This is a genomic window from Rhodococcus sp. DMU2021 (assembly GCF_019641445.1).
GTDB classification, from domain to species: Bacteria; Actinomycetota; Actinomycetes; order Mycobacteriales; family Mycobacteriaceae; genus Rhodococcus; species Rhodococcus pyridinivorans.
Genome location: NZ_JAIFKB010000003.1, coordinates 394238 through 408927 on the forward strand (window position 1 = coordinate 394238; position 14690 = coordinate 408927).

At 68.9% G+C, this 14690-nt stretch carries 11 protein-coding genes; 3 read left to right on the plus strand and 8 right to left on the minus strand.

Features of this window, described 5'->3' with window-relative positions; all coding sequences use genetic code 11:
- Position 1: 1 nt before the first annotated feature.
- The 5 genes from serA to K3M35_RS07890 all read right to left on the minus strand — a co-directional run bounded on the left by serA (position 2) and on the right by K3M35_RS07890 (position 7106).
- Positions 2–1594, minus strand: a complete 1593-nt coding sequence (gene serA, locus K3M35_RS07870) for a phosphoglycerate dehydrogenase (protein ID WP_220666231.1) — start codon at positions 1592–1594, stop codon at positions 2–4.
- Positions 1595–1722: 128 nt separating this feature from the next.
- Positions 1723–3495 (minus strand): SulP family inorganic anion transporter, encoded by a 1773-nt coding sequence (locus tag K3M35_RS07875; RefSeq protein ID WP_220666269.1) that lies wholly within the window; start codon positions 3493–3495, stop codon positions 1723–1725.
- A 118-nt stretch (positions 3496–3613) separates the two neighbouring features.
- Positions 3614–4615, minus strand: coding sequence for a ketol-acid reductoisomerase (ilvC, locus tag K3M35_RS07880; protein WP_170318577.1), 1002 nt, complete (start codon positions 4613–4615; stop codon positions 3614–3616).
- Positions 4616–4665: 50 nt separating this feature from the next.
- Positions 4666–5169, minus strand: coding sequence for an acetolactate synthase small subunit (ilvN, locus tag K3M35_RS07885; RefSeq protein ID WP_006554535.1), 504 nt, complete (start codon positions 5167–5169; stop codon positions 4666–4668).
- Positions 5166–7106, minus strand: a complete 1941-nt coding sequence (locus K3M35_RS07890) for an acetolactate synthase large subunit (protein WP_024101384.1) — start codon at positions 7104–7106, stop codon at positions 5166–5168. Before K3M35_RS07890 ends, ilvN begins: the two co-directional genes overlap by 4 nt.
- A gap of 266 nt (positions 7107–7372) precedes the next feature.
- Between K3M35_RS07890 and K3M35_RS07895 the strand changes: the two genes are divergently transcribed.
- The gene (locus tag K3M35_RS07895) at positions 7373–7894 is read left to right on the plus strand and encodes a PH domain-containing protein (RefSeq protein ID WP_006554537.1); all 522 of its coding nucleotides are present in this window, start codon (positions 7373–7375) and stop codon (positions 7892–7894) included.
- A gap of 139 nt (positions 7895–8033) precedes the next feature.
- A complete protein-coding gene (gene ilvD, locus K3M35_RS07900; RefSeq protein WP_024101385.1) occupies positions 8034–9875 on the plus strand; it encodes a dihydroxy-acid dehydratase in 1842 nt (613 codons plus the stop codon).
- 78 nt (positions 9876–9953) lie between these two features.
- On the opposite strand, the gene K3M35_RS07905 is transcribed toward ilvD, so the two are convergent.
- Positions 9954–10712 carry a DoxX family protein gene (locus K3M35_RS07905; RefSeq protein WP_220666232.1) on the minus strand — a complete coding sequence of 253 codons (759 nt, stop codon included), beginning with the start codon at positions 10710–10712 and terminating at the stop codon, positions 9954–9956.
- Positions 10713–10789: 77 nt separating this feature from the next.
- Between K3M35_RS07905 and K3M35_RS07910 the strand changes: the two genes are divergently transcribed.
- Complete coding sequence (locus tag K3M35_RS07910) at positions 10790–11935, plus strand: PQQ-dependent sugar dehydrogenase (protein ID WP_059380771.1); 1146 nt, start codon at positions 10790–10792, stop codon at positions 11933–11935.
- Here K3M35_RS07910 and K3M35_RS07915 read toward each other — a convergent pair whose 3' ends face one another.
- Both K3M35_RS07915 and gatB read right to left on the minus strand, forming a co-directional pair.
- On the minus strand, positions 11936–13141 hold the full coding sequence (locus tag K3M35_RS07915) for a cation:proton antiporter (protein WP_220666233.1): 1206 nt from the start codon (positions 13139–13141) through the stop codon (positions 11936–11938).
- 25 nt (positions 13142–13166) lie between these two features.
- Positions 13167–14675 (minus strand): Asp-tRNA(Asn)/Glu-tRNA(Gln) amidotransferase subunit GatB, encoded by a 1509-nt coding sequence (gene gatB / locus K3M35_RS07920; protein ID WP_006554542.1) that lies wholly within the window; start codon positions 14673–14675, stop codon positions 13167–13169.
- Positions 14676–14690 lie beyond the last annotated feature (15 nt).

A 14690-nucleotide genomic window follows, 5' to 3' on the forward strand; every position in this document is an offset into this window, starting at 1 on the left:
ATCAGGACAGGTCGACCTGGGCGACGCGCGCGTCGAGCGCCTCGGTGATCTGTCCGACCTCGGCGTCGCCGACGACGCGGTCGACACGGAGGATCACGGTGGCGCCGGGGCCCTCCGCGTCCTGGCTCAGCGCCGCGGCCTGGATGTCGATGCTCGCGTTGCCGAGCACGGTGCCCAGCGTTCCGAGGACACCCGGACGGTCCTGGTAGTGGACGATCAGGTTGTGGCCCTCGGCGCGGAGGTCGAAGCTGCGGCTGTTGATGTTGACGATCTTCTCGACCTGCTGCAGGCCGGTGAGCGCACCCGCGACGGACGTGACGTGTCCGTCCGGCGCCACGGCGCGGACCTCGACGGCGCTGCGGTGCGTGGTGGCCTCGCTGACCTTCTCGACCTCGACCGTCACGCCGCGCTGCTCCGCGAGCTTGGGGGCGTTGACGAAGGTGACGGGCTCGTCGCTGCTCGCCGAGAACAGGCCGCGGAGGGCGGCCAGGCCGAGAATGTCGGTGTTCTCGGCCGAGAGCTCACCGCTGACGACGACCTGCACGTTCTGCACGGCCTCGGGCGAGAGGGTGCCGGCGAGCAGACCGAGCTTGCGAACGAGCTCGAGCCACGGCGCGACCTCCTCGCCCACGGGGCCACCGGAGACGTTGACGGCATCGGGCACGAACTCGCCGGCGAGGGCGAGCAGCACGCTCTTGGCAACGTCGGTACCGGCGCGGTCCTGGGCCTCGGCGGTGGATGCACCGAGGTGCGGGGTGACGACGACGTTGTCGAGGTCGAACAGCTTCGAATCGGTGCACGGCTCGGTCTCGAAGACGTCGAGGCCGGCAGCGCGGACCTTGCCTTCGACGAGCGCGTCGTACAGCGCGTCCTCGTCGATCAGGCCACCGCGGGCGGCGTTGACGATGATGACGCCGTCCTTGGCCTTGGACAGACGCTCGGCGTTGATCAGGCCGGCGGTCTCCTTGGTCTTGGGCAGGTGCACCGAGATGAAGTCGGCGCGGGCGACCAGCTCGTCGATGTCGACGAGCTCGATGCCGAGCTGTGCGGCGCGGGCGGCCGGCAAGTAGGGGTCGTACGCGATGACGTGGGTTTCGAACGCCGCGAGACGCTGGGCGAACAGCTGGCCGATGCGGCCGAGGCCGACGACGCCGACCGTCTTGCCGAGGATTTCGGTGCCGTTGAAGCTCGACCGCTTCCAGGTGTGCTCACGCAGGGTGCGGTCGGCGGCGGGAACCTGCCGCGCCGCGGACATGAGGAGCGCGACCGCGTGCTCGGCGGCGGAGTGGATGTTGGAGGTGGGCGCGTTGACGACCATCACACCGCGCTCGGTGGCAGCAGCGATGTCGACGTTGTCGAGGCCGACACCGGCGCGACCGACGATCTTGAGGTTGGGCGCCGCAGCGAGCACCTCGGCGTCGACGGTGGTCGCGGAGCGGACCAGCAGCGCCTGGGCCTCGGGCACGGCCGCGAGCAGGGCGGGGCGGTCGGGGCCGTCGACCCAGCGCACCTCGACACCGTCACCGAGCGCATCGACGGTCGACTGCGCAAGCTTGTCGGCGATCAGGACTACTGGACGGCCATTCTGGCTCACGTGCGGACTCCCTGTGTCGTGAATGTGTGAGTGGTCGACGGCGCTCGCGCCCGACAGCATGCGTGGGCACCCGCGACCGCCCACAGTTTAGTGCCCCGGCCCCTCCCACGGGGCCACCGGGACCGGGATCACGGTGGTGCGGGCCGATCCTTCCGCGGGGGCGGGACGATGTCCTGCGGGGGCGCGTCGAGCACACTGCGCTCGATGCCGGGCTGGTTCCGGTGCCGGAAGGCCACCACGGCAGTGCGGACGGTCGGATGGAATCGACCGGCCCCGAAGCGATTCCCCGATTGCATCCGGTGCAACTTGTCCTTGACCGGCCCCTTCATCGCGGCGAAGGCGAGCCGTATCCCCCTGTGGGCGAGGTAGTCGTCGAGACGTTCGATCTCCTCGACGGCGCTGATGTCTAGATCCGTGATCGGTTCGGCCGCGAGTACCACCCACTCGATAGGGTCCTCGCGTTCGCGGACGAGTTCACGGACGAACTTCGTGAGGATCACACCGTTCGCGAAGAACAGCGGAGCGTCGAATCGCACGAGCACGAGACCCGGGATGCGGTGGCCCTCGGGATGCCGCTCCCGGTCGTGATATCCGGCGATGTTCTCGAGTTCGACGAGTTCGGTCCGGTGGGGTTGCCAGGCACGCACGATCACGACCGCCAACGACAATGCGATCGCGACGAGTACACCCCTCAACACACCGGCGAGACCGACCGCCACGAATGCGGCGAAGGACAAACAGAATTCGATCTTGTTGACCCGCCACAGGCGACCGAGCCCCTTCGCATCGACGAGCGCACTCGCCGCGGCGATCACGACGGCAGCGAGCGCGGCCTGCGGCAGGTACGCCGTCGCCCCCGGCGCGGCGAGCAGGAAGATCGCGACCGTCACCGCTCCGACGGCACCCGCGAGCTGGGTACGCGCTCCGGCCTGTTCGAGGACGGGAGTGCGACTGCCGCTGCCGCAGATGGGGAATCCGCCCGTCGCACCGGCTGCGATGTTCACCACACCGAGGGCGCGCATCTCGGAACTGCCGTCCACGTCCTCGCCCCGTCGGAGCGCGAACGAGCGCGACAGCACCGCGGTGTCGGCGAACGCGATGACGGCGACCGCGACCGCGGGTGCGAGCAGTTCGATCACGTCTCCCCGTTCGATACCGCCCAGAACGGGCGCGGGGATCCCGGAGGGCAGCGCCCCCACCATCTCCACCCGATCGGTGAGCCCGAACACCTCGACCGCCGCGGAGGCGGCGACCACCGCGACGAGCACCGCGGGTATGCGGGGAACGACCTTCTGCAGCACGAGGATCACAGCGAGGGTGCCGGCGCCGAGGAGAAGTCCGACCGGTTCGACACCGTCCTCGAAGACGTCGTCGACGACGTCGAGAACCTCGGCGACGACACCGGATTCGTCGGCCGAGGTGCCCAGCAGGAGCGGGAGCTGCCCGACGATGACGATGATCGCGATCGCGTTGAGGAAACCGACCCGGATCGGTGTGGAGAGCAGATAGGTCAGGAATCCGAAGCGGAGTATCCCCCCGACGAGGAGGATCGCCCCGACGAGGAGGGCGAGCACACCGGCGAGGGCGACCGCACGCTGCGGGTCACCGTCGGCGGCGAGCGGGATCACCGCGGCCGCGATGAGCGGGGCGAGCGCGGAATCCGGTCCGAGCACGAGGATCCGGGACGGACCGACCACCGCGTACACGAGCATCGGCACCACTGTCGCGTAGAGACCGGTGTAGGGCGGCAGTCCCGCCGCCTGGGCATATCCCATGCCGGTGGGGACGAGCAGGGCGCTGAGCGCGAGACCCGCCGTGACGTCGCCCCGCAGCCACCCCCGCCGGTAGGACCGTGCGGTGGCGACACCCGGGAGCCGCCCGAACGCGGCGAGGAGCCACATCAGCCAAGTATCCTCCGCGGCCTCGGCCCGTGGCTGCGACATCGCTCACGCGCACCGACGACGGCGGCCCGGCACCCCCGTAGGGGTACCGGGCCGCCGTGACCGGATCAGGTGGCTGTCACGCCGTCTCGGTGATGGGGCGATCGACCCAGCTCATCAGGTCGCGCAGCTGCTTGCCGACAACCTCGATGCCGTGCTCGGCGTTCTGCTTGCGCAGACCTTCGAGCTCCTTGTTGCCGCCCTCGACGTTGGCGACGAGACGCTTGACGAAGGTGCCGTCCTGGATGTCCTTCAGGATCTCCTTCATGCGCTCCTTGGTGCCGGCGTCGATGACGCGCGGGCCGGAGAGGTAGCCGCCGAACTCCGCGGTGTCGGACACCGAGTAGTTCATGCGGGCGATGCCCCCCTCGTACATGAGGTCGACGATGAGCTTGAGCTCGTGGAGAACCTCGAAGTAGGCCATCTCGGGGGCGTAGCCCGCCTCGACCATGACGTCGAAGCCGGTCTTGACGAGCTCCTCGGTGCCACCGCAGAGCACGGCCTGCTCGCCGAAGAGGTCGGTCTCGGTCTCTTCCTTGAAGGTGGTCTTGATGACGCCGGCCCGGGTGCCGCCGATGCCCTTGGCGTAGGACAGCGCGAGCGCCTGGCCCTCACCCTTGGGGTCCTGATGGACGGCGATGAGCGCGGGAACCCCCTTGCCGTCGACGAACTGACGACGCACGAGGTGGCCGGGACCCTTGGGGGCGACCATCGCGACGGTCACGTTCTCCGGAGCGGTGATGAGACCGAAGTGGATGTTGAGGCCGTGGCCGAAGAACAGCGCGTCGCCGTCCTTCAGGTTGGGCTCGATGTCGTTGGTGAAGATCGACGCCTGGGCGGTGTCGGGCGCGAGGATCATGATGACGTCGGCCCACTCGGAGACCTCGGCGGGGGTGCCGACGGTGAGACCGGCTTCCTCGGCCTTGGCCCGCGACTTCGAGCCCTCCTTCAGACCGATGCGAACGTCGACGCCCGAGTCGCGCAGGCTCAGCGAGTGCGCGTGTCCCTGACTGCCGTAGCCGATGACGGCGACCTTACGACCCTGGATGATCGACAGGTCGGCATCGTCGTCGTAGAACATCTCGACTGCCACAGTGATTACCTCTTTCAGCAAGTATGGGTGTGTTAAGGCTAACGGGTAGCCGTGATGGACTTCGGACCGCGTCCGACGGCGACGACACCGGACTGGACGATCTCGCGGATTCCGTACGGTTCGAGCATGCGCAACAGCGCGTCGAGCTTGGACCGCGTACCGGTCGCCTCGATGGTCAGCGACTCGGGCGAGACGTCGATCACCTTGGCGCGGAACAGATTCACCGTCTCGATGACCTGGGTGCGTACACTCGCGTCGGCGCGCACCTTGATGAGCACGAGTTCGCGGGCGACGGACGCCTCGTCCTCCTGCTCGACGATCTTGATGACGTTGACGAGCTTGTTGAGCTGCTTGGTGACCTGCTCGAGCGGGAACTCGTCGACGGTCACCACGATCGTCATCCGCGAGATGTCGGGCACCTCGGTGCCACCGACGGCAAGGGATTCGATGTTGAAGCCGCGTCGCGAGAACAGCGATGCGACTCGGGCGAGCACGCCCGGCTTGTCCTCGACGAGAACACTGAGGGTGTGACTCGTGCTCACTTGGTCTCCTCCTGGGCCGCAGCGTTCTCGCTGCGGGTTTCGAGCGCGTCGATGGTCTCGTGGATGACGGCGGGATCGTCGGCAGCGGCGTCGTCGTCGAACAGCGGCCGGATGTCGCGAGCCGCCATGATCTCGTCGTTGCTCGTGCCGGCGGCGACCATCGGCCACACCTGCGCGTCCTTGCCGACGATGAAGTCGATCACGACGGGACGATCGTTGACCTCCTGCGCCCGGCGGATCGCAGGCTCGACGTCTTCCTCGCGCTCGACGCGGATGCCCACGCAGCCGAGGGCCTCGGCGAGCTTGACGAAGTCGGGGATGCGTAGCGAGTGCGTCGCCAGGTCGGTGTTCGAGTATCGCTCCTCGTAGAAGAGGGTCTGCCACTGCCGGACCATGCCGAGATTGCCGTTGTTGATGAGCGCGACCTTGATCGGCACACCCTCGACGGCGCACGTCGCGAGTTCCTGGTTGGTCATCTGGAAGCAGCCGTCGCCGTCGATGGCCCACACCTCGGTGTCGGGGCAACCCATCTTGGCGCCCATCGCGGCGGGCACCGCGTAGCCCATGGTGCCGAGACCACCGGAGTTGAGCCAGGTGCGCGGCTTCTCGTAGTCGACGAACTGCGCCGCCCACATCTGGTGCTGACCGACGCCTGCGCAGTAGATCGCGTCGGGACCGGCGAGCTTACCGACGGCCTGGATGACGTACTGCGGCGACAGGGTGTCGTCGGTGGGACGGTCGTAGCTCAGCGGGTAGGTGCGACGGATGTCGTCGAGGTAGGCCCACCATGCCGTGTAGTCGAGCTTCGTGCCGGTCGCCAGGTCGGCGCGGATCGCCTCGAGCAGTTCGACGATGACCTCCTTGCAGTCACCGACGATCGGCACGTCGGCGTGCCGGTTCTTGCCGATCTCCGCCGGGTCGATGTCGGCGTGGATGACCTTGGCGTCGGGCGCGAAGGAGTCCAGCTGACCGGTGACGCGGTCGTCGAAGCGGGCACCGAGGGTGATGAGCAGGTCACTCTTCTGCAGTGCGGCCACCGCGGCGACGTTGCCGTGCATGCCGGGCATGCCGCAGTGCAGGTTGTGGCTGTCGGGGAACGCACCGCGGGCCATGAGCGTCGTAACGACCGGGATGCCGGTCAGCTCGGCGAGCTCGAGCAGCTCGGCCGACGCCTCGGCCTTGATGACACCGCCGCCGACGTACAGCACCGGGTTCTTCGCGTCGGCGATCAGTCGCGCGGCCTCGCGGACCTGCTTGCCGTGCGGCTTCGTCACCGGGCGGTAGCCGGGCAGGTGCATCTCCGGCGGCCAGCTGAAGGTGGTCTGTGCCTGGAGGATGTCCTTGGGGATGTCGACGAGGACCGCGCCCGGTCGGCCCGAGGAGGCGAGGTAGAACGCCTCGGCCAGGATGCGCGGGATGTCGGCGCCGTCGGTGACCAGGAAGTTGTGCTTCGTGATCGGCATCGTGATGCCGGAGATGTCGGCTTCCTGGAAGGCGTCGGTGCCGATGAGCGGGCGACCGACCTGGCCGGTGATCGCGACGAGGGGCACGGAGTCCATCTGCGCGTCGGCGAGCGGGGTGACGAGGTTCGTCGCGCCCGGACCGGAAGTGGCCATGCACACGCCGACCTTGCCGGTGGCCTGGGCGTAACCGGTGGCAGCGTGCCCGGCGCCCTGCTCGTGACGGACGAGCACGTGGCGCACGCGCCGCGAATCGAAGATCGGGTCGTAGACGGGCAGGATCGCGCCGCCGGGAATGCCGAATACCGTGTCGACCTCGAGTTCCTCGAGTGCGCGGACCACCGACTGGGCGCCGGTGACCCGCTCGGGGGCGACCTGGCGTCGATTGGCGGGCTGCGTCGCGGCAGCTGCGGGAGTCGGGGTGGCGGACCCCGGCTTTCGCGGCGAGGGTTGAGGCCGTGCGGTTGGTGCGCTCACTGCGAATTCCTCTGATTCTGGCTCCGGGCAACAAAAAACCCTCGTCAGCAAGTCTGCTGTACGAGGGTGGCGCGTCGTGGGCGAGTTGCGAAATGCGGCTCAGGCGACGACGCGCCGGCCGATTACGAGCAACCCATTCTGATTCACGCGCTCGACGGTAGGCGCATGGTGTCCAGACAGTCAACTTGGTGCGGTCCACTGTCCCAGAATGTGAGATGCCGCGGCTGCAGTGCGAAGATGTAGAGGTGTCATCTTCCCAGCAGCCCGTGCCACCGCCCCCATCATCCCACACGCCCGATTCGACGACGCAGGTCATCCAGATCTCGCGACTGTCCTTCCTCGCGTGCGCTCTGCTGTTCCTCGCCCTCGCCTCCCCCGCGCTGGCGTGGCCGGAGGCCTTCGCATGGACGCTGATCATCCCGTTCCTCGTCGCCGCCTGGGTCGTGCGGGTACGCACCGTCGTCGGCCCCGAGGGCATCGTCGCGCGAGCGACCTTCAAGACGACGAACCTGAAGTGGGACGAACTCGACGGCCTCCGGTTCCCGAAGCGGGGCTGGGCCCGCGCACGGCTCACCGACGGCAGCGAGGTCGCACTGCCGGTCGTCACCTTCGGCCGGCTGCCGCAGCTGTCGGAGGCCAGCGGAGGCCGCATCACCGATCCGTACGCGGCCGCACAGCTCGCCGAGGAGAAGGCATACCGCGAGAAGGCGGCCGCCGAAGCCGGTCCGGATGCCGAAACCACCGACGACGCAGTCACCGTCGAGAAGAAGGGGGACCGCTCCTCCTGATCCTCGCGACCGGGTGCGAATAGAGGCATCCGGAAGCACGCGAGTAGATTCGTCGGTGCCGTTGCCCGGATCCGCCCAGCCCGGCGCCCGGACGCGGCCCGGCCGATTGCGCACCAGCCACCGTCAAGGAAGTCAGCCCATGCCCCCGTTGAGGTCACGCACCACCACCGTCGGACGAAACGCCGCGGGAGCGCGCTCCCTGTGGCGCGCCACCGGCCTGACCGATTCCGACTTCGGCAAGCCGATCGTCGCCATCGCGAACTCCTACACGCAGTTCGTACCCGGTCACGTCCACCTCAAGGACGTCGGTGAGATCGTCGCGAAGGCCGTGCGCGAAGCGGGCGGCGTGGCGCGCGAGTTCCACACCATCGCAGTCGACGACGGCATCGCCATGGGCCACGGCGGCATGCTCTACTCGCTGCCGAGCCGCGAGATCATCGCCGACTCCGTCGAATACATGGTCAACGCGCACACCGCCGATGCACTGGTGTGCATCTCGAACTGCGACAAGATCACCCCGGGCATGCTCAATGCCGCGATGCGCCTGAACATCCCGACGGTCTTCGTCTCCGGTGGTCCGATGGAGGCCGGCAAGGCGGTCGTCGTCAACGGTGTCGCGCAGGCCCCCACCGACCTCATCACCGCCATCTCGGCCTCCGCCAGCGAGGCCGTCGACGACGCGGGTCTCGACGAGGTCGAGCGCAGCGCGTGCCCGACCTGCGGTTCGTGCTCGGGCATGTTCACCGCCAACTCGATGAACTGCCTCACCGAGGCTCTCGGTCTCGCGCTGCCCGGCAACGGTTCGACCCTCGCCACCCACGAGGCGCGACGCGCACTGTTCGAGACCGCCGGCCGGACGATCGTCGAGGCCGCCCTGCGCTACTACCGCGACGACGACGAGTCGGTGCTTCCGCGCAACATCGCCACCCCGGCCGCCTTCCGCAACGCAATGGCGCTCGACGTCGCCATGGGTGGTTCCACCAACACCGTGCTGCACACCCTCGCCGCCGCGCAGGAGGGTGAGGTCGACTTCGATCTCACCACCATCGACGAGATCAGCCGCCGGGTGCCCTGCCTGGCGAAGGTCTCCCCGAACTCCGACTACCACATGGAGGACGTGCACCGCGCCGGCGGAATCCCCGCCATCCTCGGCGAGCTGCGCCGCGGTGGTCTGCTCGAGACCGACGTCTCCACGGTCCACACGAAGAGCTTCGACGAGTGGCTCGACACCTGGGACATCCGTTCCGGCAAGGCGTCCGAGACGGCCCTCGAACTGTTCCACGCCGCACCGGGCGGTGTGCGCACCACCGAACCGTTCTCGACGGACAACCGCTGGTCGTCGCTCGACACCGATGCCGCGAACGGTTGCATCCGCGACATCGAGCACGCCTACACCGTCGAGGGCGGCTTGTGCGTGCTGCGCGGCAATCTCGCACCGGACGGCGCGATCCTCAAGACCGCCGGTATCGACGAGGATCTGTTCCACTTCGAGGGCCCGGCCTACGTCGTCGAGTCGCAGGAGGAGGCCGTCTCGGTCATCCTCGGCAAGAAGATCAAGGCCGGCGACGTCGTCGTCGTCCGCTACGAGGGCCCGGCCGGCGGCCCCGGCATGCAGGAGATGCTGCACCCGACCTCCTTCCTCAAGGGCATCGGTCTGGGCAAGGTGTGTGCCCTGATCACCGACGGTCGCTTCTCGGGCGGCACCTCCGGTCTGTCCATCGGGCACGTCTCCCCCGAGGCCGCGTCCGGTGGTGTGATCGGCCTGATCGAGCAGGGCGACCGGATCCGCATCGACGTCGCGACCCGCACCCTCGAGGTGCTCGTCGAGGACGAGGTGCTCGCGGATCGTCGCGCGAAGATGGAGGCCTCCGAGCGTCCGTGGCAGCCCGTCGACCGTGAGCGCACGGTCTCGAAGGCGCTGCGCGCCTACGCCGCTCTGGCGACCTCCGCCGACAAGGGTGCCGTTCGGCGCGTGCCGTAACACTTCACGACAGCAGGAACGAGGGCCCCGCGATCATCCCGATCGCGGGGCCCTCGCCTGGTGTCCGTCCTTCGTATGTCAGCGTCCGAAGATCCACAGGCACACGCCGGCCGCCACACCCAGCAGCAGCACGACGAACGAGCCCAGGAACGGACGCGTCGCCCAGCCGCGTCGTCCGTCGATCGCGATGCGTCCCGGTCCGGTGAGGGTGATCGTCACCGCGCAGGCGACGAGAAGGGCCTCGAACTCGAAGCCCGACGATTCGGCAGCGAAGAACTGGACGCCCGGCTCGAGTTCGTGTTTGAACAGCACCGCGTTGACCATGATGGCCACGATCGCAGCAGCGGCGAACGGAGTGAGCAGACCCAGGACGAGCAGTCCTCCGGCCGCGATCTCACCGACCGCGCCGACGATCGCGAGCACGGCGGGCTGCTGGTACCCCGCGTCGCGCAGCAACGACTCGAAACCGTCGAGACCCGGGCCGTTCCACAGACCCACCAGCTTCTGCAGTCCGTGTGCGACGAGGATCGCCCCGACCGCCGCGCGCAGGACGAACAATCCGAGGTCGAGCGTCCCGCGGCGCACCTTCGGGGTCTGCTCGCCGACGGCCACCGCGCCGCCCGCATCCGCACCGAATACCGGCTCCGGCCGGTACATCTGCTCGGTGGGAGCGGCGTAGGCGTCGGTGCCGAGGGGCGTTCCCCCGGCCCCGAAGTCGTCGTCCGATCCGAGATACGACTCGCGTGGTCGGTGCATCTCGAGTGTGTGCTCGTCGGGCTGGTTTCCGTAGGAACTCGAACCCGCGTCCGGTATGCCACCGTTCTTGTTGTCGGCCACGCTCCCAGCCTAGGCCCGTGACTGCCCCCACACCCGGCATCCGCGGGTGCGCGCGTCGTGCCGGTAACGTTTGCGGCATGACACGGGGTACGCGGTGGACGGGTTCGTGGGGCGTACGTGCGGCAGCGGCGGCGCTCGCCGTCGGAGTCCTCGCCGTCCCATCCTGCGCCCGCTTCGACGACTCCGCATCGAGCCCGTTCACTCCCGAACCCACCTTCGATCCGGGACCGGGCGTCGGGCCCCAGGACCCCACCGAGACGACCACGCCGAGCGCCTCCCCCAAGCCTCCGGGGCCGTGTGTCGATCCCGACCCGTCCGTGATCGCGACCTGCCTCGACGTCACCGGCGGCCTGGTGACGATGCCCGACGGCAACTCCGCGCTCGTCACCGAGCGCCGGACGGGTCGGATACTGCAGGTCGCGCCGGAGACCGAGCCGGTGGAGATCGCGACGATCCCGGTCGACGGATCCGGGGACGGTGGGCTCCTGGACGTGGCACTCTCCCCCACCTTCGCCGAGGACCGACTGCTCTACGCCTACATCACCACGGCCTCGGACAACCGCGTGGTCCGCATCGCCGCGGGCGACACTCCCAAGGACGTGCTGACGGGAATCCCGCGCGGCGCGACGGGCAATTCCGGCGCCATCGAATTCGTCTCGCCCACCGAGCTCGCCGTCCTGACCGGCGACGCCGGAAACGCAGCGGCCGCAAACGATCCGAACGTCCTGTCCGGCAAGCTCCTGAACCTGCCGCTCCCGGCACCCGGCGCAGCACCCACTCCCTCGGTGATGCTGTCGGGGATCGGCACCGCGGGCGATGTGTGCCGCGATCCGAACGGCAACCTGTGGATCACCGACCGCACTCCCCTCGAGGACCGGCTCCAACGGGTCGGGGTCGACGGCTCGACCGGCACCGGCCCGGCCTGGACGTGGCCCGAGCGGCCCGGTGTCGCCGGGTGCGCGGCGGCTCCCGACGGGATCGCAATCTCGCTCACCGACGCGAAGGCCGTCGCGGTCGTCGCTACCGATCCGGGGACCGGCGCGGTCACGGCGTCCCCCGTCCTCGCGGCGGAGGACCGCTACGGCATGTTGCGCGGCGCCTCTTCGTCGCCCGACGGCCTGCTGTGGGTCTCGACGGTCAACAAGTCCGGCGCCGAACCGGGACCGAACGACGACCGCGTCATCCGCATCCAGTTCCCGGCCGGTGGTGGCGGATTCGACTGATCATGCCCGCCCCGGTGTCTGCGCCGCAGCGGGGTGGTGGAGCAGCCCCGCGAGCATCGGGAGGACGAGGACGGTGACGGCGCCCGCCGCCACGAGGATCGACGCGCTCGCGTTCGTCATCTGATCGGCACTCACCGCGACGCCGGTGACCGCGACGATCAGTGGCAGACCCGTAGTGGAGTACAGGGCGATCTGCAGTTGTTCGGCGGTTCCGAACATGCGGTTGCCGGTCTCGTCGCGTTCGAGGCGCGATGCGACGAACACCGGTACACCCCTCACCAGGACGAGCAGTCCGAGGAATGCCAGCAGGATGCCCGGGGCACTCGCAACGGCACCGACGTCGATCGCCATGCCCGAGGTGACGAAGAAGATCGGGATGAGGAAGCCGTATCCGAGACCGTCGAGCTTCTTCTCGAGCCGCTCGTCGCCCGCCGGGATCGTGCGGCGCAGGATGAAGCCGGCGGCGAAGGCCCCGAGAATGATGTCGAGATCGAAGGCGGCGGCGACGGCGATGAGTCCGACGAGCAGCAACATTGTCAGGCGCACCGGGATCTGGGCGGTGGTGTCGGAGCCGAGCCGGACGAACTGGGTGAACCGTGAGCCCTCCCCCAGGATCCAGGTCGGCAGCACGGCGACGGCGACGGCCACGACCGCGAACGCCAGCAGGACGATCAGCGAGCCGAGTGCGCCGCGCGCACCGAGCAGGGTTGCCATGGCCACAACGGGCAGCAGTTCTCCGAACGCACCGTGATTGAGCACCGACCGTCCGAGTGGGGTCGCGACGAGCCCGCGGTCGGCGAGGATCGGCAGGAGCGTCCCCAGCGCTGTGGATGTCAGGGCGATCGCCACGGCAATCTCGGCGTGCACCTGGCCGACCGCTCCCAGGGCGGCGACGGTACCGAGCGCCAACAGCATGCACACGCACCAGGTGAGCATCGCGCGGCGCCCACCCCGCCCGCGCAACTCGGCGGGGTCGATCTCGTATCCGGCGAGCAGGAAGAGCATCCCCAGGCCGAGTTCGCGCAGGATGCCGATCTCGCTGCCCGCCTCCGCGAGGTCGAACGCGTAGGGGCCGATGAGGACACCGGCCACCAGCAGCAGCACGACCTCGGGCACCAGCCGACGCGGGACGGCGCCGGCGATCAGCGGTGCCAGCACCGCCGCGACGGCGATCCAGAACAGCGAGGTGGCGACAGCAGCGTCCATGCGCCGCTACTCTAGCCGCGCAAGATCAACTGCACGCAGCGATGACGAGTTCCTTCACGCGCGCCGGATCGGCCTGTCCGCGAGTGGCCTTCATGACGTCGCCGACGATCTTGCCGGCCGCCTGGACCTTGCCGGAGCGGATCTTGTCGGCGATGTCGGGGTTGGCGGCCAGCGCGGCGTCGACCGCGGCCTGCAGCGCAGAATCGTCGCGCACGACCTCGAGACCGCGAGCGGCGACCACCTCGTCGGGCTCGCCCTCACCGGCGAGCACACCGTCGACGACCTGACGGGCCAGCTTGTTCGTCAGCTTGCCGTCGGCCACCAGCGCGATGACGCGGGCGACCTGTTCGGGTGTGATAGGCAGTTCGGCGAGTTCGACACCGCGGGTGTTGGCCTGCTGGGCCAGGTAGGCGACCCACCACGAGCGGGCCTCCGAGGCGGGGGCGCCGGCCTCGGTGGTCGCGATGACGAGGTCGAGCGCTCCGGCGTTGACGAGGTCGCGCATCTCCTCGTCGGAGACACCCCAGTCGGCCTGGATGCGGGCGCGGCGCAGCCACGGCAGCTCGGGCAGCGTCGCGCGCAGCTCTTCGACCCAGGCGGCGTCGGGCGCGATCGGCTCGAGGTCGGGCTCCGGGAAGTAGCGGTAGTCCTCGGCGGTCTCCTTGCGGCGACCGGGCGAGGTGGTGCCGTCGGCCTCCTGGAAGTGCCGGGTCTCCTGGATCACCTCACCACCGGAGACCAGTACGGCCGCCTGGCGCCGCATCTCGTAGCGCACGGCCACCTCGACGGACTTGAGAGAGTTGACGTTCTTCGTCTCGGTGCGGGTACCGAACTCCTTCGCGCCGATGGGCATCAGCGAGATGTTCGCGTCGCACCGCATCGAACCCTGGTCCATGCGGACGTCGGAGACGTCGAGTGCCTCGAGCAGGTCGCGCAGGGCGGTGACGTAGGCGCGGGCGACCTCGGGGGCGCGCTCGCCGGCACCGACGATCGGCTTGGTGACGATCTCGACGAGCGGCACACCGGCGCGGTTGTAGTCGAGCAGCGAGTGGCTCGCACCGTGGATGCGACCGGTGGCGCCACCGACGTGCAGCGACTTGCCGGTGTCCTCCTCCATGTGCGCGCGCTCGATGTCGACCCGCCAGGTGGTGCCGTCATCGAGTACGACATCGAGATATCCGTCGGTGGCGATCGGCTCGTCGTACTGCGAAATCTGGTAGTTCTTCGGCTGATCCGGGTAGAAGTAGTTCTTACGCGCGAAGCGACCCCACGGGGTGATCGAGCAGTTCAGCGCGAGGCCGATGCGGATCGCGGACTCGACCGCGGCCTGGTTGACGACGGGCAGCGCCCCCGGCAGACCGAGGCAGACCGGACACACCTGCGTGTTGGGCTCGGCGCCGAAGGTGGTCGGGCAGCCGCAGAACATCTTGGTGGCGGTGTGCAGCTCGACGTGCACCTCCATGCCCATCACGGGCTCGAACTTCGCGAGCACGTCGTCGTAGGCGAGCAGGTCAGCGGACACGGAGGCAGTCATGGTGTCGATTTTAGA

Bases quoted from the DNA above. Each gene is read 5' to 3' on its own strand.
- K3M35_RS07875 (WP_220666269.1), bottom strand. From the start codon at position 3,495: ATGTGGCTCCTCGCCGCGTTCGGGCGGCTCCCGGGTGTCGCCACCGCA.
- K3M35_RS07915 (WP_220666233.1), bottom strand. From the start codon at position 13,141: ATGGACGCTGCTGTCGCCACCTCGCTGTTCTGGATCGCCGTCGCGGCG.
- ilvD (WP_024101385.1), top strand. From the start codon at position 8,034: ATGCCCCCGTTGAGGTCACGCACCACCACCGTCGGACGAAACGCCGCG.
- ilvC (WP_170318577.1), bottom strand. From the start codon at position 4,615: ATGTTCTACGACGACGATGCCGACCTGTCGATCATCCAGGGTCGTAAG.
- K3M35_RS07910 (WP_059380771.1), top strand. From the start codon at position 10,790: ATGACACGGGGTACGCGGTGGACGGGTTCGTGGGGCGTACGTGCGGCA.
- gatB (WP_006554542.1), bottom strand. From the start codon at position 14,675: ATGACTGCCTCCGTGTCCGCTGACCTGCTCGCCTACGACGACGTGCTC.